13 protein-coding genes are annotated in these 18138 nt (G+C 60.7%); 9 read left to right on the top strand and 4 right to left on the bottom strand.

The genetic code is table 11. The features are described 5' to 3' along the window. Positions 1–13: 13 nt before the first annotated feature. The 8 genes from betB (at position 14) to yccS (ending at position 13248) form a co-directional block, all read left to right on the top strand. On the top strand, positions 14–1486 hold the full coding sequence (gene betB / locus EAH78_RS28575) for a betaine-aldehyde dehydrogenase (RefSeq protein ID WP_140671212.1): 1473 nt from the start codon (positions 14–16) through the stop codon (positions 1484–1486). Positions 1487–1704: 218 nt separating this feature from the next. Further along, the gene (betA, locus tag EAH78_RS28565; protein ID WP_140671209.1) at positions 1705–3408 is read left to right on the top strand and encodes a choline dehydrogenase; all 1704 of its coding nucleotides are present in this window, start codon (positions 1705–1707) and stop codon (positions 3406–3408) included. 266 nt (positions 3409–3674) lie between these two features. Continuing rightward, positions 3675–5117 carry a TldD/PmbA family protein gene (locus EAH78_RS28560; RefSeq protein ID WP_140671206.1) on the top strand — a complete coding sequence of 481 codons (1443 nt, stop codon included), beginning with the start codon at positions 3675–3677 and terminating at the stop codon, positions 5115–5117. Further along, positions 5117–6454, top strand: a complete 1338-nt coding sequence (locus tag EAH78_RS28555; RefSeq protein WP_140671204.1) for a TldD/PmbA family protein — start codon at positions 5117–5119, stop codon at positions 6452–6454. Before EAH78_RS28560 ends, EAH78_RS28555 begins: the two co-directional genes overlap by 1 nt. Before the next feature lie 169 nt (positions 6455–6623). Continuing rightward, a complete protein-coding gene (gene mdtD / locus EAH78_RS28545; RefSeq protein WP_140671200.1) occupies positions 6624–8051 on the top strand; it encodes a multidrug transporter subunit MdtD in 1428 nt (475 codons plus the stop codon). A gap of 57 nt (positions 8052–8108) precedes the next feature. Continuing rightward, positions 8109–9494: an ATP-dependent RNA helicase DbpA gene (gene dbpA, locus EAH78_RS28540; RefSeq protein WP_123434670.1), complete on the top strand. Its 1386-nt coding sequence runs from the start codon at positions 8109–8111 to the stop codon at positions 9492–9494. A gap of 159 nt (positions 9495–9653) precedes the next feature. Continuing rightward, complete coding sequence (locus EAH78_RS28535; RefSeq protein WP_140671198.1) at positions 9654–10832, top strand: NAD(P)/FAD-dependent oxidoreductase; 1179 nt, start codon at positions 9654–9656, stop codon at positions 10830–10832. 232 nt (positions 10833–11064) lie between these two features. Then, entirely contained in the window at positions 11065–13248 is a 2184-nt protein-coding gene (gene yccS / locus EAH78_RS28525; protein WP_140671194.1) for a YccS family putative transporter, read from the top strand. A 143-nt stretch (positions 13249–13391) separates the two neighbouring features. On the opposite strand, the gene EAH78_RS28520 is transcribed toward yccS, so the two are convergent. After that, a complete protein-coding gene (locus tag EAH78_RS28520) occupies positions 13392–14129 on the bottom strand; it encodes a substrate-binding periplasmic protein (RefSeq protein WP_140671191.1) in 738 nt (245 codons plus the stop codon). Positions 14130–14385: 256 nt separating this feature from the next. On the opposite strand from EAH78_RS28520, the gene EAH78_RS28515 reads away from it, so the two are divergent. After that, positions 14386–14838 carry a GNAT family N-acetyltransferase gene (locus tag EAH78_RS28515; protein WP_140671189.1) on the top strand — a complete coding sequence of 151 codons (453 nt, stop codon included), beginning with the start codon at positions 14386–14388 and terminating at the stop codon, positions 14836–14838. 114 nt (positions 14839–14952) lie between these two features. On the opposite strand, the gene EAH78_RS28510 is transcribed toward EAH78_RS28515, so the two are convergent. From EAH78_RS28510 to EAH78_RS28500, 3 genes are read right to left on the bottom strand one after another with little or no spacing between them, the layout of a single operon-like run. Then, positions 14953–15249 carry a winged helix-turn-helix domain-containing protein gene (locus tag EAH78_RS28510; protein WP_123434675.1) on the bottom strand — a complete coding sequence of 99 codons (297 nt, stop codon included), beginning with the start codon at positions 15247–15249 and terminating at the stop codon, positions 14953–14955. 25 nt (positions 15250–15274) lie between these two features. Next, positions 15275–15766, bottom strand: coding sequence for a M48 metallopeptidase family protein (locus EAH78_RS28505; RefSeq protein ID WP_140671311.1), 492 nt, complete (start codon positions 15764–15766; stop codon positions 15275–15277). Between the two features lie 45 nt (positions 15767–15811). After that, positions 15812–17935: a putative bifunctional diguanylate cyclase/phosphodiesterase gene (locus EAH78_RS28500; RefSeq protein WP_140671187.1), complete on the bottom strand. Its 2124-nt coding sequence runs from the start codon at positions 17933–17935 to the stop codon at positions 15812–15814. Between the last annotated feature and the right edge of the window lie 203 nt (positions 17936–18138).

The raw sequence follows: 18138 nt of genomic DNA, 5'->3' as shown, positions 1-18138 counted from the left end.
TTGCGAGGACTTTATGGCCCGTTTCGAACTGCAAAAACTCTACATCGATGGCGGCTACAGTGACGCCAGCAGCGACGCCACTTTCGAAGCCATCAACCCGGCTAACGGTGAAGTCCTCGCAACCGTACAACGCGCGACCAAGGAAGACGTTGAGCGCGCTGTGGTCAGCGCCGAAAAGGGCCAGAAAATCTGGGCTGCAATGACCGCCATGGAGCGTTCGCGCATCCTGCGTCGCGCCGTCGACATCCTGCGCGAGCGCAACGATGAACTGGCTGCCCTGGAAACCCTGGACACCGGCAAGTCGTTCTCGGAAACCAAGTACGTCGACATCGTCACCGGTGCTGACGTGCTGGAGTACTACGCAGGTCTGGTCCCGGCCATCGAAGGCGAGCAAATTCCGCTGCGCACCACCTCGTTCGTCTACACCCGTCGCGAGCCGTTGGGCGTCGTCGCCGGTATTGGCGCGTGGAACTACCCGATCCAGATCGCCCTGTGGAAATCCGCGCCAGCCCTGGCCGCCGGTAACGCGATGATCTTCAAGCCAAGCGAAGTCACTTCCCTGACCACGCTGAAACTGGCCGAGATCTACACCGAAGCAGGCTTGCCAGCCGGCGTGTTCAACGTACTGACCGGCAGCGGCCGTGAAGTCGGCACCTGGTTGACCGAACACCCACGCATCGAAAAAATCTCCTTCACCGGCGGCACCGACACCGGCAAGAAGGTCATGGCCAGCGCTTCTGCCTCGTCGCTGAAAGACGTGACCATGGAACTGGGCGGCAAATCCCCGCTGATCATTTTCGACGACGCCGACCTTGATCGCGCCGCCGACACCGCGATGATGGCCAACTTCTACAGCTCTGGTCAGGTCTGCACCAACGGCACTCGCGTGTTCGTGCCGAGCCACCTGAAAGCCGCTTTCGAAGCCAAGATCGTTGAACGCGTTGCACGCATCCGCGTCGGCAACCCGGAAGACGAAAACACCAACTTCGGTCCTCTGGTCAGCTTCGCCCACATGGAAAGCGTGCTGGGCTACATCGCCAAAGGTAAGGAAGAAGGCGCTCGTGTGCTGTGCGGCGGTGGTCGTCTGACCGACGGCGAATTCGCCAAAGGCGCATTCGTGGCCCCGACCGTGTTCACCGACTGCACCGACGAGATGACCATCGTGCGCGAAGAAATCTTCGGCCCGGTTATGGCAATCCTGACTTACGAAACCGAAGAAGAAGTGATCCGTCGTGCCAACGACACCGATTTCGGCCTGGCCGCTGGTGTCGTGACCAAGGACCTGAACCGCGCGCACCGCGTGATTCATCAACTGGAAGCCGGTATCTGCTGGATCAACGCCTGGGGCGAGTCCGACGCGAAGATGCCGGTGGGTGGCTACAAGCAGTCGGGTGTTGGCCGTGAGAACGGCATCAGCTCGCTGAACAACTTCACCCGCATCAAATCGGTACAGGTCGAACTGGGCGATTACGCCTCGGTTTTCTGATCTGACGCGGAACCTGAGGCTGGGGCTTCTTGTGGCGAGGGAGCTTGCTCCCGCTGGGCTGCGAAGCGGCCCCGACTTCAGACTCCGCGCTCATTCAGACAGAACACGGTCGCTGACTTTGCGACTGCTGCGCAGCCGAGCGGGAGCAAGCTCCCTCGCCACAATCAAGCGGTGCATAGGCGATCGCGACCTGACCAAACATTAAGAGGGTGCATTCAATGTCCCAAGAATTCGATTACATCATCATCGGTGCCGGCTCGGCCGGTAACACCCTGGCGACCCGTCTGACTGAAGACGAAGGCGTCACCGTCCTGCTGCTCGAAGCGGGCGGCCCGGACTATCGTTTCGACTTCCGCACGCAAATGCCGGCCGCCCTGGCGTTCCCGCTGCAAGGCCGTCGCTACAACTGGGCGTACGAAACCGATCCAGAGCCACACATGGACGGTCGCCGGATGGAATGCGGTCGCGGCAAGGGCCTCGGTGGTTCTTCGCTGATCAACGGCATGTGCTACATCCGTGGCAACGCGATGGACTACGACAACTGGGCCAAGCTGCCAGGTCTGGAAGACTGGGACTACCTGAACTGCCTGCCGTATTTCCGCAAAGCCGAAACCCGCGACATCGGCCCGAACGATTATCACGGCGGCGAAGGTCCGGTCAGCGTGACCACGCCGAAAGCCGGCAACAACCCGCTGTTCCACGCCATGGTTGAAGCCGGCGTGCAAGCCGGTTACCCGCGCACTGAAGACCTCAACGGTTACCAGCAGGAAGGCTTCGGCCCGATGGACCGTACCGTGACGCCGAACGGCCGTCGCGCCAGCACCGCTCGCGGTTACCTGGACACGGCCAAGAAGCGTTCGACCCTGACCATCGTCACCCACGCCCTGACCGACAAGATCCTGTTTGAAGGCAAGCGTGCGGTCGGCGTGCGTTACCTGATCGGCGCTGCCGAAGAGCGCGTTGAAGCCCGCGCCCGCAAAGAAGTGCTGCTGTGCTCCGGCGCCATCGCTTCGCCGCAGATTCTGCAACGCTCCGGTGTCGGCCCGGCTGAACTGCTGAACAAGCTCGACATCCCGGTGGTCCATGACCTGCCAGGCGTCGGCGAAAACCTGCAGGATCACCTTGAGCTGTACCTGCAATACGCCTGCACCCAGCCGGTTTCGCTATACCCGTCGCTGCTCTGGTACAACCAGCCGGCCATCGGTGCAGAGTGGCTGTTCAACGGCACCGGCATCGGCGCCAGCAACCAGTTCGAAGCCGGCGGTTTCATTCGTACCCGTCCGGAATTCGATTGGCCGAACATCCAGTACCACTTCCTGCCGGTCGCGATTAACTACAACGGCAGCAACGGTGTGAAAGAGCACGGTTTCCAGGCGCACATGGGTTCCATGCGTTCGCCGAGCCGTGGCCGTATTCAAGCGAAGTCGAAAGACCCGCGCGAATACCCGAGCATCCTCTTCAACTACATGGCCACCGAGCAGGACTGGCAGGAATTCCGCGACGGCATCCGCCTGACCCGTGAAATCATGCAGCAGCCCGCACTGGACGCTTTCCGTGGCCGCGAAATCAGCCCGGGCATCGACGTGCAAACCGATGAGCAGCTCGACAAATTCATCCGCGAGCACGCCGAAACCGCGTTCCACCCGTCCTGCTCGTGCAAGATGGGCACCGATGAAATGGCCGTGGTTGATGGCGAAGGCCGTGTGCACGGCATGCAAGGTCTGCGTGTGGTCGATGCCTCGATCATGCCGATCATCACCACCGGCAACCTGAACGCGCCGACGATCATGATCGCCGAGAAAATCGCCGACAAGATTCGTGGCCGCCAGCCATTGCCGCGCAGCAAGGCTGCCTACTTCGTGGCCGGTGATGCACCGGTGCGGGGCAAGCCGTTGCGGGAAGTGAGCCTGACCGCGCAGTAAGACAGTTACACCGCGGTGCTGCCTTCGCGGGCAAGCCCGCTCCCACATTTGACCGAGTCGCCAGATAACGACGCGGTCAAATGTGGGAGCGGGCTTGCTCGCGAAGGGGCCCTTCATAACACCACACCTCTCCCGGTAATGTTTTCCTACACCGATCCAAGCTTGATCCCACCCCCCGCGCAGGCCTAATCTAGCGCCACGCAAACGTTTCACCTCCCCCTTCGCAACACCGCTGCACCGCCACTCCATACCAAGGAGGTTCCCGAATGTTCGATTTCCACCCCCAGCTCAAGCAGCGCTTCGCTGCCTTGCGTACGGGCGCTGAATTCTTTTCGCTGCGTTATGTGCGCGAGTCCGGCCAATACCTGTCGGTGCGCAAGAATGTCGCCGAACCTCCCAGCCTGAGCCGTGATGAAGGCGCGATGCTGACCGTGCGCGTCAACGGTGTCGAAGCCTACGCCGCCACCAACGACCTGTCGCAACAAGGCCTGCAATCGGCGCTGGACCGCGCCGAACAACAAGCCCGCCGACTCAAGCCCCACGCGTTGCTCGACCTGCGTGACCAGGCCGTCTCCAGCGACCGCGCCGACTATTTTTCGCCGAACCTCGACCAGCCCTTCCCGTCCCTGAGCGATTGCTACCAATTGCTCGGCGCCGAATCGGCGTCCGTGCCCAAGGACGAGCGGCTGGTGAACTGGCAGGTCAGCATCGGCCTCACCCACGTCGAGCAGATCTACCTCAACAGCGCCGGCGCCGAACTGCGCCAGGCCCAACGTTTTGTCTACCCGGGCCTCGACGTCACGGCCTACGACGGCAGCGACAGCCAGACCCGCAGCCTCGGTCGCGAGAACTTCGGCCAGCAGGGCGGCGCGGATGTGATTAGCCGTTGCGGCTTGATTGGAGCCGGCCCGCAAGTTGCCGATCAGGCGCTGCAATTGCTGCTGGCGCCGAATACCCCTCAAGGCCCGCGCGACCTGCTGCTGATGCCCGACCAGATGATGCTGCAGATCCACGAATCCATCGGTCACCCGCTGGAACTGGACCGCATCCTCGGTGATGAGCGCAATTACGCCGGCACCAGTTTCGTCAAGGCAGAAGACTTCGGTCACCTGCAATACGGCTCGAAGCTGCTCAACGTGACGTTCGACCCGGACATCCCGGAACAGCTCGCCAGCTATGGCCATGACGACGACGGCACGGCCGCGAGCAAACAATTTCTGATCAAGGAAGGATTGCTGCTGCGCCCATTGGGTGGCGCGCTCTCGCAATTCCGCGCTGGCATGAACGGCGTCGCCAACAGTCGCGCCTGTGGCTGGAACCGCCCGCCGATCGACCGCATGGCCAATCTCAACATCGAGCCCGGCGATCAACCGCTGGCGCAACTGATCGGCAACATCGAACGCGGCATCATGATGTCGACCAACCGTTCGTGGTCCATCGACGATGCGCGCAACAAGTTCCAGTTTGGCTGTGAATGGGCGCAGTTGATCGAAAACGGCGAGCTCAAGGGCGTGGTGAAAAACCCGAATTACCGGGCGATTTCCGCGCAGTTCTGGAAAAGCCTCAGCGCCGTCGGCGACGCCAACACCGTCAAGGTGTTGGGCACGCCGAACTGCGGCAAGGGCGAACCGAACCAGGTGATCCGCGTCGGCCATGCGTCGCCGGCCTGTGTGTTCAGCAACGTGGATGTGTTTGGGGGAGACGCCTGATGAGTACGTCGAAAAGTCAGGCCGATGCATTCAAGGCCTTGGTCAACTGGCTGCGCGAGGCGATTCGCGAGCCGGAACAATTCACCCTCAGCTACGCCGCCGAGTCATCGGCCTTCGTGCGTTTCAACCACGCCAAGGTGCGTCAGGCCGGCCAGGTGCAGCAAGCGAGCATCGGTTTCAAGCTGATCAACGATGGCCGGCATGCCGACCTCGATATCACGCTGGCCGGCGACCCCGAAGTGGACGTGCAGCGTCTCGCCGAAGGTCTGCAACAGTTGCGCGAAACCTTGCCGCTGCTGCCGCAGGATCCGTACCTGCTGCTCAACCACAACGGCTGGCAGAGCAAGAATGTGCAGGACCATCCTTTGCCAGACACCGAGCAAGTGGTCGCTGAAATCACTCGGGCCGCCGAAGGGCTGGACATGGTGGGCTTCTATGCGGCCGGGCCAATCAGTCGCGGTTTCGCCAGTTCCTCGGGAGCGTTCGGCTGGCATCAGGCCAACAGTTTCAACTTCGACTTCAGCCTGTTTCACGAAAACGGCCAAGCGGTGAAAGCCAGCTACGCCGGACATGACTGGAGCAGCGAAGGGTTTGCCAAGCGCTTCGCTCTGGCGCGTGAACAGTTGGCGTTTCTCGGTCGGCCGTTACGCACGCTGGCACCGGGTCAATACCGCGCCTACCTCGCACCGGCAGCCCTTGAAGAAATCATGGGCATGCTCGGCTGGGGCGGGTTTTCAGCGCAGTCGATTGCCAGCAAAACCAGCCCGCTGCAAAAGCTTTACGCAGGGGACAGTGCGTTCAGCCCGCAGGTGTCCATTGATGAAAAAGTCAGTGGTTCGTTGAGCCCGGCATTCTCCGGCGAAGGTTATCCGCGCAGTGATCTGGGGTTGATCGTCGCAGGCAAGGCCGGCGCGCAAATGGTCAGTTCCCGCAGCGCGGCCGAGTACGGCCTGACCGCCAACGGGGCCGGCGGCGGTGAAATGCCGAGTGCATTGAACATGGCGGCCGGGACGTTGCCTGAAGCCGAGATCCTCAAGCAACTGGGCACGGGGCTGTACATCAGCAATCTCTGGTACCTGAATTACTCCGACCAACCGGGGGCACGCATGACCGGGATGACGCGGTTTGCGACATTCTGGGTCGAAAACGGCGAGATTCAGGCACCGGTGAGCACCATGCGTTTTGATGACAGCGCCTACAGCTTGCTGGGTTCGCAACTGGAAGCGTTGACCGAGGAGCGGGAGTTGTTGCTGTCGGCGAGCACCTACAGTCAAAGGGCCACGGCTTCGGCGCTATTGCCGGGGGCGCTGATCAGCAAACTGACCTTGACGCTGTAAACACAAAGTCCAGGCAAACCCAGAACTTGTGGGAGCGGGCTTGCTCGCGAAGAGGCCATTAAATTCAACATCAATGTTGACTGATCTACCGCCTTCGCGAGCAAGCTCGCTCCCACATAGACCGTGAGACACAGTGATTTTGCGTTAACTCCAACCCGCAAGAGGTCCCATGCCCAACCGCCCGCCTCTCGACGCTGTCACCGCCCGCTGGATTCCGTGGGTCGTCGCCATTGCCTTCTTCATGCAATCCCTCGACGGCACCATCCTCAACACCGCCCTGCCGGCCATGGCCAAGGACTTGGCGGAGGACCCGTTGCGCATGCAGGGCGTGATCATTGCCTACATGCTCACCGTCGCCTTGCTGATCCCCGCCTCCGGCTGGATCGCCGACCGTTTCGGCACCAAGAAAATCTTCTTCAGCGCTATTCTTCTCTTCAGCCTAGGCTCGTTGCTCTGTGCATTGTCCAGCAGCCTGAGCATGCTGAACGGCGCCCGAGTGATTCAGGGCCTGGGCGGTGCGCTAATGTTGCCGGTCGGACGACTGGTGGTGCTGCGCGCCTACCCGCGTTCGGAACTGGTGCGGATCATGGGCTTCATCACCATTCCCGGGCTGCTCGGCCCCTTGATCGGCCCGACCATGGGCGGCTGGATGGTTGAATACCTGACCTGGCACTGGATCTTCCTGATCAACCTGCCCGTCGGGTTGGTCGGCTGCTACGCCGTGTGGAAATTCATCCCGGACCTGCGCGGCACCGAGCGCACCCGTTTCGATAGCCTCGGGTTCGTGCTGTTCGGCGCGGCGATGATTCTGATCACCGTCGCCATGGAAGGCCTGGGCGAACTGCGCCTGCCCCACCTGCGCGTCATGCTGCTGCTGTTTGCCGGCATGGCCTGCCTCGCGGCGTACTGGTTGCGCGCCGGGCATACTGAAAACCCGCTGTTCGCGCCGTCGCTGTTCAAGACCCGGACTTTCGCCGTGGGCATCCTCGGCAACCTGTTTGCCCGCCTCGGCAGCGGCGCCCTGCCCTTCCTCGTGCCGTTGCTGCTGCAAGTGGCGCTGGGTTATTCGCCGTCACAGGCGGGGATGAGCATGCTGCCGCTGGCCGCGGCGGCGATGATCGCCAAGTGGGTGGCGCGGCCGCTGATCGAACGGTTGGGCTATCGCATCGTATTGACCGGCAACACCCTGGCGCTGGGCATCATGCTCGCGAGCATGGGCCTGGTCAGCGAACAGACACCGTACTGGCTGCTGCTGTGCCTGCTGGCGATTCTCGGGGCGATCAACTCGCTGCAATTTACCGCGATGAACACCGTCACCCTGATCGACCTCGACGACGCCAGCGCCAGCAGCGGCAACAGCCTGCTGTCGGTGGTCGCGCAATTGTCCTTGAGCCTGGGCGTTGCCTGCGCCGGTGCGTTGCTCGGTGGCTTCACCGCAGAAATTGGCAATGATGGCGTCGACACGGTGTTGGGCGCGTTCCAGCTGACGTTTGTCACGGTCGGAATCATGGCCATGCTGGCGGCAACGATCTTCTCGCAGCTGTCAAAGGAAGACGGACGGCGCGTCAAACGTCCGGAAGAACACATCGAACCTTAGGGCCAATGGCCACGGGACTGATACACTGCGCGACATTTTGTTTTGCAGGCCAGTCCCGTGACCACCATTGCCACCGCTTTTAATACTTTGCCGCTGTCCGCCGCCATGCTGGCTAACCTCGACTCCCTCGGTTATGCCCAGATGACGCCGATCCAGGCGCAAAGCTTGCCGGTGATCCTCAAAGGGATGGACCTGATCGCCCAGGCCAAGACCGGCAGCGGCAAGACCGCCGCCTTCGGCATCGGCCTGCTGAACCCGATCAATCCGCGCTTCTTCGGTTGCCAGGCGCTGGTCATCTGCCCGACTCGCGAACTCGCGGATCAGGTCGCCAAGGAACTCCGTCGTCTGGCCCGCGCCGAAGACAACATCAAGATCCTGACCTTGTGCGGCGGCGTGTCCTTCGGCCCACAGATCGGCTCGCTGGAACACGGCGCGCACATCATCGTCGGCACCCCGGGACGCATCCAGCAGCACCTGCGCAAGGGTTCGCTGGTCCTTCACGGCTTGAACACGCTGATCCTCGACGAAGCTGACCGCATGCTCGACATGGGTTTCTACGATTCCATCGAAGAAATCATTGCCCAGACCCCGGAACGTCGCCAGACCTTGCTGTTCTCCGCCACGTACCCGTCGGGCATCAAGCAACTCGCCGCGAAGTTCATGCGCAATCCTCAGATCGTCAAGGCCGAGGCGTTCCATGACGACACGCAGATCGAGCAGCGCTTCTACGAAATTTCCCCAGAAGAGCGCATGAGCGTCGTGACAAAGGTCCTGGGCCACTTCCGCCCGGCGTCCTGCGTTGCCTTCTGCTACACCAAGCAACAGGTTCAGGAAACCGTCGATCACCTGACCGCCAAAGGCATCTCCGCCGTCGGCCTGCATGGCGATCTGGAACAGCGTGACCGTGACCAGGTGCTGGCGATGTTCGCCAACCGCAGCACTTCGGTCCTGGTGGCCACCGATGTCGCCGCTCGCGGTCTGGACATCGACTCGCTGGACATGGTGATCAACGTCGAACTGGCCCGTGATTCGGAAATTCACATCCACCGTGTCGGCCGTACCGGCCGCGCTGGCGAGAAAGGTATTGCGATCAGCCTGGTTGCACCGCCCGAAGCGCAGCGCGCCCAAGCCATCGAACACCTCCAGCAGACGCCGTTGACCTGGGATCTGGTGGACAACCTGACGTCCCAAGGCGGTGGCCCGCTGCTGCCGGTCATGAGCACGTTGTGCATCGGCGCTGGCCGTAAAGACAAGGTTCGTCCGGGTGACATCCTCGGTGCACTGACTGGCGATGCCGGCATTCCGGGCGCCCAGGTCGGCAAGATCGCGATTTTCGACTTCCAGGCGTATGTGGCCGTGGAACGCGGGATCGCCAAGCAAGCCTTGCAGCGCCTGAACGACGGCAAGATCAAAGGCCGTTCGCTGCGCGTTCGCATTTTGTAAACGATCTTCTGCCCGACAGAGATCAAATGTGGGAGCGGGCTTGCTCGCGAAGGCGGACTGACAGACAACATCTATGTTGAATGTACCGACCCCTTCGCGAGCAAGCCCGCTCCCACATTGGTTTGTCGTTGAATCTGAAATCTGTATGAGGACACCGTTTTGCGCTCTACCGAAGTCGTGATCATTGGCGCTGGCGCCGCAGGGTTGATGTGTGCGCTGACCGCCGCCGGGCGTGGGCGCAAAGTGATGTTGCTCGACCATGCGAACAAGGCCGGCAAAAAAATCCTGATGTCGGGCGGTGGCCGCTGCAATTTCACCAACATGTACACCGAACCGAGCAATTTCCTCTCGCAGAACGAACACTTCTGCAAATCCGCACTGGCGCGCTACACCCAGTGGGATTTCATCGGCATGGTCGCCAAACACGGCGTGCCGTATCACGAGAAAAAACTCGGGCAGCTGTTCTGCGATAACAAATCCAGCGACATCCTCGAGATGCTGCTCAACGAGTGCGATCAGGTTGGCGTCAGCCTGCACCTGGACACCTCGATCCAGACCATCGAAAAACTCGAAAGCGGTTACTTGCTGGACACCACGATGGGCCAGATCACCTGCGAGTCTCTGGTGATCGCCACGGGTGGACTGTCGATCCCGACGCTGGGCGCGACCGGTTTCGGTTATCAGGTCGCCAAACAGTTCGGCCATGAACTGCTGCCAACCCGCGCTGGCCTCGTGCCGTTCACCATCACCGATCAACTCAAAGAGCTTTGCACCGAACTGTCCGGCACGTCGGTGGATTGCCTGGTGAGCTGCAACGAGCAGAGTTTCCGCGAGAACATCCTGTTCACTCACCGTGGCCTCAGCGGGCCGGCGATTTTGCAGATTTCTTCGTTCTGGGAATCTGGCGACACGGTCGAGATCAACCTGATGCCGGACCACAACGCGCATGAGTGGCTGCAACAGCAGCAGGCCGAGCGCCCGAACAGCGAACTGAAAACCCTGCTGGGGGAAATCTTCACCAAGAAGATGGCCAACCTGCTGGCGGACAACTGGTTCGTGTCCAAACCGATGAAGCAGTACACCCACGCGGAAATTGCCGACATCGCCGAAAAACTGGCGAGCTGGAAAGTGGTACCGGCCGGCACTGAAGGCTATCGCACGGCGGAAGTGACCTTGGGCGGCGTCGACACCCACGAAGTGTCGTCCAAGACCATGGAATCGCTGAAAAGCCCTGGCCTGTACTTCATCGGCGAAGTGCTCGACGTGACCGGGCATCTGGGCGGCTTCAACTTCCAGTGGGCCTGGGCGTCAGGCTACGCCGCCGCGCAATACGCCTGATCAATGGTTGTACACAAATAAAATGTGGGAGCGGGCTTGCTCGCGAATGCAATCTGTCAGTCGACATAGATATTGACTGACACACCGCTTTCGCGAGCAAGCCCGCTCCCACATGGGTGACGTGGTGACCGGTAAAGGAACAGATTTTGCTGTCAGATGTGATCGACGCCATTGCGTCGGCGTCATTACTGGCTCAATTTAGCGTCATTGCCTCGGAAGGCCTTCGCACTTCATGTCATCGACTCCTCTCAGTCAGTCTCTGCGTCGCCTCTGGGCGCTGGATAAATTCAGCTACAGCGTGCGGGTGTTCATCGCCCTGACCGGCAGCATGGCGGTCTGTTGGTATCAGGATGAAATGGGTCTGCTGATCCCGTTGTTCCTGGGGATCATCGCCAGCGCCCTGGCCGAAACCGACGACAGTTGGCAGGGCCGCCTCAACGCGCTCGCCGTGACGCTGGTGTGCTTCAGCGTTGCCGCCTTCTCCGTCGAACTGCTGTTCCCCTACCCCTACATTTTTATCATCGCCCTGGCCCTCGCCAGTTTCGGCCTGACCATGCTCGGCGCCCTCGGCGAACGTTATGGCGCCATTGCCTCGGCGACACTGATTCTGTCGGTCTACACCATGATCGGCGTGGACCAGCGCGGCGGCGCGGTCACCGACTTCTGGCACGAACCGGTGCTGCTGGTGGCCGGTGCGGCCTGGTACGGTTTGCTGTCGGTGCTGTGGCAGGCGATGTTTTCCAACCAGCCGGTGCAGCAGAGCCTGGCGCGGTTGTTCCGTGAGTTGGGTTTCTACCTGAAACTCAAATCGTCGCTGTTCGAGCCGATCCGGCAGATGGACGTGGAAGCGCGGCGCCTGGAACTGGCCCAGCAGAACGGCCGTGTGGTGGCAGCATTGAACGCCGCCAAGGAAATTATTTTGCACCGCGTCGGCAACGGACGGCCGGGGTCGAAAGTCAGCCGCTACCTGAAACTGTACTTCCTCGCTCAGGACATCCACGAGCGCGCCAGTTCGTCGCACTACCCCTACAACGCACTGGCCGAGGCGTTTTTCCACAGCGACGTGCTGTTCCGCTGTCAGCGCCTGCTGCGTCAGCAAGGCAAGGCGTGCCGCGCCTTGGCCGAGTCGATCCAGATGCGCCAGCCGTTCGTCTACGACGCAAGCTTCGCCGAAGCCCTGGGCGACCTGAACGCCTCCATCGAACACCTGCGTATTCAGAGCAACCCGGCCTGGCGCGGCCTGTTGCGCTCGCTGCGGGCACTCACGGCCAACCTCTCGACACTCGACCGCTTGCTCAGCGACGCGAGCAACCCGGACGCCTTGGCCGATGCCACCGACAGCAGCCTGCTCGACCGTTCGCCGCGCAGCCTCAAAGATGTGTGGATGCGCTTGCGCACACAACTGACGCCGACATCGCTGCTGTTCCGCCATGCACTGCGCTTGCCCCTGGCGCTGAGCATCGGCTACGGCATGGTGCACTTGATTCACCCGTCGCAAGGCTACTGGATCATCCTCACCACGCTGTTCGTATGCCAGCCGAACTACGGCGCCACCCGACGCAAACTCGGTCAGCGGATCATCGGCACGGCGATCGGCCTGACCCTGGCGTGGGCACTGTTCGATCTGTTCCCGAATCCGTTGATCCAGTCGTGCTTCGCCATCGCCGCAGGCGTGGTGTTCTTTATCAACCGGACCACCCGCTACACCCTGGCCACGGCCGCGATCACCTTGATGGTGCTGTTCTGCTTCAACCAGGTCGGCGACGGTTACGGGCTGTTCCTGCCGCGACTGCTCGACACCTTGCTCGGCAGCCTGATCGCCGGGCTCGCGGTGTTCCTGTTCCTGCCGGACTGGCAGGGCCGACGCCTGAACAAAGTGCTGGCCAACACCCTGACCTGCAACAGCATTTACCTGCGCCAGATCATGCAGCAATACGCCGCCGGCAAAAGCGACGACCTGGCCTATCGACTGGCCCGACGCAACGCGCACAACGCCGACGCGGCGTTGTCGACGACGCTGGCCAATATGCTCATGGAGCCTGGGCACTTCCGTAAGGAAGCGGATGTAGGGTTTCGTTTTCTGGTGCTGTCGCACACGTTGCTCAGCTATTTGTCCGGGCTGGGAGCGCACCGTGAGACGCCGCTACCCGCGGATGTACGCGAGCAGTTGATTGAGGGTGCCGGCGTAAGCCTGGCGGCGAGCATCGACGAAATCGCCCAAGGTCTGGCGAGCAAAACGCCCGTGGCGATTCAGAGTGACGAGGAAGAGGCGCTGGCCAACTCGCTGGAGCAGATGCCCGATGAAATCGATGAAGGGCAGCGGCTGGTGCAGACGCAGTTGGCGTTGATTTGTCGGCAACTGGGGCCGCTGCGGACATTGGCGGCGCATTTGATCAAAGACACCGACGAGACTTGAGATGTATGTTGCCTGGGCCGACCCCTTCGCGAGCAAGCCCGCTCCCACATTTAACGGCGTCCCTCCAGAACAATACGGTCGAATGTGGGAGCGGGCTTGCTCGCGAAGGGGCCATCAACTACACCTAAGACATCGGATCAGCCTCACATCCCATGCTGCTTCATCAACCGCGCATAACTCCCATCAGCCTTCATCTCGGCAATCTCACGATCAAACCCGGCGACGATCTGCTCATGCTGCGGATTCTTCAAGCTGACCAATATATGCAGACTGTTCTCGCTCAACGGCTTGGGCAAAAACTCCACCGCATTACGCACTTTGGATGATTCACGCGCCAGGTAATAGCGGGCGACGTATTCATCTTCCAGCGTCAACTTGACCCGGTCCGCCGCGACCATGCGTACTGCCATCGAAAAATTATGCACCGGGACTTTCTGCAGCGACGCGTCATCATCGAATTCCGGCGAATAGGCGTAGCCGCGCACGATCGCAATCGGATACGTGTGCAGTTGCTGCAAGTTGTTGTATTCGATGGGCGCGTCTTTGCGTTTCAGAAAACGCACGCGGTTAAGCAGGTACTCACCGGAGAACTGGCCAAGCTTGGTCCGATCGTTGGTGTACCAGGCGTTGACCAATACGTCATAACGCCCCTCGCCCACGCCCAATAACGCTCGAGCCCAGGGCACCTGTTCAAAATCACTGGCATAGCCTGCGCGTGCCAGCGCGGTCGTGACGATGTCCGTCGCAAACCCGCCGTTGACCAGCGTGGCGTCGGTAAAAGGCGGCCAGGCGTCAGCGACCAGACGCAGCTTTTCCGCTGCCGCGCTCTGTGTCAGCAACAGCAATACGATCAAAGCGCAAGCTCGATGCAATCGCGGCATGCTAGAAAATCCTTAACGGGCGGGTGGCCCGACGTGTTTTTCAGCCCAAACTCCAAGACCCGTGTATCGGCAGCCAGTACTCAACATTAGCTCATTGAAGCCATTGCACAGCGCGTCATCGAAGATTACACAAAGAAGAAGGCGCCGCGCGAAATGAATGATGGCATTTTGGCCTTTGTCACAGATTTCCCCGCCATAAAGACAACGATCCTCAGGACGCTTAGTATCGGTGCGACGATGTTCAAGGAAAGTGAAAATGACAATTGACTGGATCTGCAAACACCACAGCGATTTGGGCAAAGAACAGCTGTACGCCATTCTGCAACTGCGCGCAGAGGTGTTCGTCGTCGAGCAGAAATGCGTCTATCAAGACATCGATGGCCAGGACCTGGAAGGTGACACCTGCCATTTGATGGCATGGGACGAGAATCGGCTGGTGGGTTACTTGCGATTACTCGACCCGCAGTTGCAGGGTGGTGATGTGGTGATTGGTCGGGTGATTGTTGCACCGTCGGCCCGTGGCGCCGGAATTGGGCACGAGCTGATGGCGCAGGCGTTGAAGCAGGCTGGGAAACACTGGCCGGACATGCCGGTTTACCTGTCGGCGCAGGCGCATTTGCAGGGGTATTACGGGAAGTACGGGCTTGTGGTGGCGGGTGAGGAGTATGTCGAGGACGGTATTCCGCACATTGGGATGCGTCGGCCTTAACGGCCCCATCGCGAGCAAGCCCGCTCCCACATTCGACCGTATTCTCTTGGAGGAACGCGGTTAAATGTGGGAGCGGGCTTGCTCGCGAAGGCGTCAGTCGCGGCACCGCAGAGATCAGGGGTACTCAAGCACCGCTTTGATCTGCCGCAAATTGCGCTCGATCCACCCCCGATCAATCGCCCCCCACTCCCGAATCCGATAACGCCCCGCATGATTGCGCGCGCCCTCTTCCTGCTCGAACTCGCAAATGATGTCCAGGTCCGCCAGCGCTGCAATCGTGTCCTGCGCCGTGCGCCGGGGCATGCCGGTGACTTCGGTCAAGGCCGGGACGCTGCTCGCCAGCCCGCTGTCGATCAAGTACGCCACGTACAACCGACGGTAAAAACTGCTCTTGGTCTTGCTGACTTCCATTCAAACACTCCCGACCGTTGATCCGTTATTGCATGTCCCGCCAGGTCAGGTACACCCGCAGGTCAAACTCCACCTGGTGATAGCCCGGCAGCATGTGTTCGCAGAGTTTGTAGAACGCCTTGTTGTGATCCGACTCTTTAAAGTGCGCCAGTTCATGCACCACGATCATTTTCAGAAACTCGGAAGGCGCTTCCTTGAACAGCGAGGCCACACGGATTTCTTTCTTGGACTTGAGTTTGCCGCCCTGCACCCGCGAGATCGTGGTGTGCAAGCCAAGGGCGCGATGCGTGAGGTCCAGACGGTTGTCGAACAGCACTTTGTCGATGGCCGGGGCGTTGCGCAGGTATTCCTGCTTGAGGTCCAGCGCGTAGGTGTACAGCGCCTTGTCGCTCTGCACACCGTGCTTTTCCGGATAGCGCTGGGTCAAGTAGTCGCCCAGCCGATCGTCGGCGATCAGCTGGCGCACTTGATCCTGCAATGCAGCAGGATAGGCCTGGAGGTATTTCAACGCGGTCATTGGGGCGGCAACGCGAATCACGAAAAGGTCGCCAGTGTAGCGAATTCAACTGCTCAGTGCGCTCCAGTCGAACGGCCGCACAAAGTCGCCGACGTCCTCGGCCATCATCGGCCGCGCCACCAGAAAACCTTGCACGTACTCACAGCCATTCGCTTGCAGCCATTGGTACTGGGCAACGGTTTCCACCCCTTCAGCGATCACCAGCATTCCATATTGCTTGCACAGGTCGATCACATTGCGCACCAACGCGGCATCCCGCGTGGAGTCAGGCAGGCGGGCAATCAAATGCCGGTCGAACTTAAGCGTGTCCAGTTCAAGGTCGCGCAGATGCGACAGCGAGCAGGGCCCGGAACCAAAATCATCCAGTGCCACCCGCACCCCAAGATTGCGCAGCAGACGCAGGGTCTTGAGGGTTTCTTCGGGGTTCTGCATCAGCGCTTCTTCCGTCACTTCGACTTCCAGATGCCGCGGTTGCAAGCCATGGCGCTCCAGCACCTGGCGCAACTCGGTGACCAGGTTGGGCATGCCGAACTGAGTGCTGCTCAAACTGACGCCAAGCACCAGGTCCTCGGCAAACAGGGTTTCCCAGGCCTTTCGCTGCCCGGCCCCACGATGGTAAATCCAGCTACCCAGCCGACTGATCAGTCGCGCTTCTTCCAGCAACGGCAAAAACAGCCCCGGCGGGACGTCGCCGACACTCGGGTGCTGCCAACGCAGCAACGCCTCGAAGCCGCGGACCTGCCCATTGGCAATGGACACTTGAGGCTGGTACACCAAATTGAAATCGCGGTTTTCGATGGCCGTGCGCACGCTCTCTTCGAGCATCAGCCGCGAGCGTGCCCGGCCGTTCATCTCGTGATCGTAGAAACGGTACTGCTGACGGCCCGCGCGCTTGGCTTCGTACATCGCAATGTCCGAGGCGCGCAACAAACCGTCGAGGTTGGCCCCGCAATCCGGAAACGTCGCAATCCCGATGCTGGCGCCCAAGGTGATTTCCAGGCCATCGATCTGCTGACAGATCGATACCCGCTCGATGAGTTTTTCCGCAATCTTCGCCGCCTGCTCGGGAAACTCCAGGTCCAGCAGCGCGGTAAATTCATCGCCGCCCATGCGCGCCAGAATGTCGAAGGGCCGCAAGCAGGCCTTCAACTGCTCGGACACCCAGCGCAGCACGCGGTCGCCGGCATCGTGGCCGAGGGAGTCATTGACCCGTTTGAAGCCGTCGAGGTCCAGGTACAGCAGCACCCAGGCGCTGTCGGTGCGTTCACCGCGCAGCAACAGGTTTTCCACAGTCTGGTAGAACCCCCGGCGATTGAGCAGGCCGGTCAAGGGATCGGTCACGGCCTGATATTCCAGCTGCTGATGCAGGTGGCGCACCACCGACATGTCCAGCACCGTCACCACCATGGCGCGCTGTTCAGCGGGCAATGGCGCGCACGACAGCGCCACCGGCACTTGCTGACCGGGCGCAGTACGCAACAGCGCATCATGCAGGCGCAAGGTTTCGCCACGTTTGTAACCGGTATAAATCTCGGATTCCAGCCAGAGCGGGATGTGCGGCTTTTGCAAGAAATCCAGAAAATCCTTGCCTTGCAGTTCCTGCACCGTGGCATTCAGCAGGCGCGATATGGCCGGGTTTGCAAAACGGATTACCCCTTCCTCACTCACCACCAGAATGCCTTCGGCTGCATTCTCCAGCACCGAGGCATTAAACGCGTGCGCGACTTCCAGGTCGTGGCTCAGGCGCTGCAACGACCGGCGATTGCGCTGATGCTCGAGCAACGCCTGAACTTTCGGCTTGAGAATTTGCGGATCGAAGGGCTTAAACAGGTAATCCACCGCACCACTGGCGTAGCCCTTGATCACGGCGTCCTGGGACTGTTCGTTGGCAGTGAGGAAGATGATGGGCGTGAGGCGGGTTCGCTGGCTGCCGCGCATCAGGCGCGCGACTTCAAAACCGTCCATGCCCGGCATTTGCACATCGAGCAGCACCAAGTCGACATCGTGTTCGAGCAAAAGGTTTAGCGCTTCAAAGCCGGAGGCGGCGGTCATCACCTGCCAGTCCTCGCGCTGGAGCAACGCGCGCATGCTGATCAGGTTTTCAGGGTAATCATCAACGATTAAAAGGATCGAGTGGCCTTCGACTGGCGTGGGTTGCGCGCATTCCATGCTGCTTCTCTTGTTCGGGGACGTCAGGCCGGTTTCTCGTGAAAACCGGACAATTACCAGGCCTTCACTCTAGACCGGGATCCACAAAAGCAGAAGCCATCAGAGCGCCATCATTTAACTAACGCGTTCATTTGCCGACTAACGGTCGGTCCTGAGAGCCCCGAAAACCGGGAAAGATGGCCTTTCGACAGGACGCTGACGCC

This window comes from Pseudomonas arsenicoxydans (assembly GCF_006438915.1).
Classification (GTDB): Bacteria; Pseudomonadota; Gammaproteobacteria; order Pseudomonadales; family Pseudomonadaceae; genus Aquipseudomonas; species Aquipseudomonas arsenicoxydans_A.
This window is presented reverse-complemented; position numbering and strand designations above follow the sequence as displayed.

Excerpts from the sequence above, each read along its gene's own strand:
- EAH78_RS28515 (WP_140671189.1), top strand. The coding sequence starts at position 14,386 with ATGACAATTGACTGGATCTGCAAACACCACAGCGATTTGGGCAAAGAA.
- betB (WP_140671212.1), top strand. The coding sequence starts at position 14 with ATGGCCCGTTTCGAACTGCAAAAACTCTACATCGATGGCGGCTACAGT.
- EAH78_RS28505 (WP_140671311.1), bottom strand. The coding sequence starts at position 15,766 with ATGACCGCGTTGAAATACCTCCAGGCCTATCCTGCTGCATTGCAGGAT.
- betA (WP_140671209.1), top strand. The coding sequence starts at position 1,705 with ATGTCCCAAGAATTCGATTACATCATCATCGGTGCCGGCTCGGCCGGT.
- EAH78_RS28510 (WP_123434675.1), bottom strand. The coding sequence starts at position 15,249 with ATGGAAGTCAGCAAGACCAAGAGCAGTTTTTACCGTCGGTTGTACGTG.
- EAH78_RS28555 (WP_140671204.1), top strand. The coding sequence starts at position 5,117 with ATGAGTACGTCGAAAAGTCAGGCCGATGCATTCAAGGCCTTGGTCAAC.
- yccS (WP_140671194.1), top strand. The coding sequence starts at position 11,065 with ATGTCATCGACTCCTCTCAGTCAGTCTCTGCGTCGCCTCTGGGCGCTG.
- EAH78_RS28500 (WP_140671187.1), bottom strand. The coding sequence starts at position 17,935 with ATGGAATGCGCGCAACCCACGCCAGTCGAAGGCCACTCGATCCTTTTA.
- EAH78_RS28520 (WP_140671191.1), bottom strand. The coding sequence starts at position 14,129 with ATGCCGCGATTGCATCGAGCTTGCGCTTTGATCGTATTGCTGTTGCTG.
- mdtD (WP_140671200.1), top strand. The coding sequence starts at position 6,624 with ATGCCCAACCGCCCGCCTCTCGACGCTGTCACCGCCCGCTGGATTCCG.
- EAH78_RS28560 (WP_140671206.1), top strand. The coding sequence starts at position 3,675 with ATGTTCGATTTCCACCCCCAGCTCAAGCAGCGCTTCGCTGCCTTGCGT.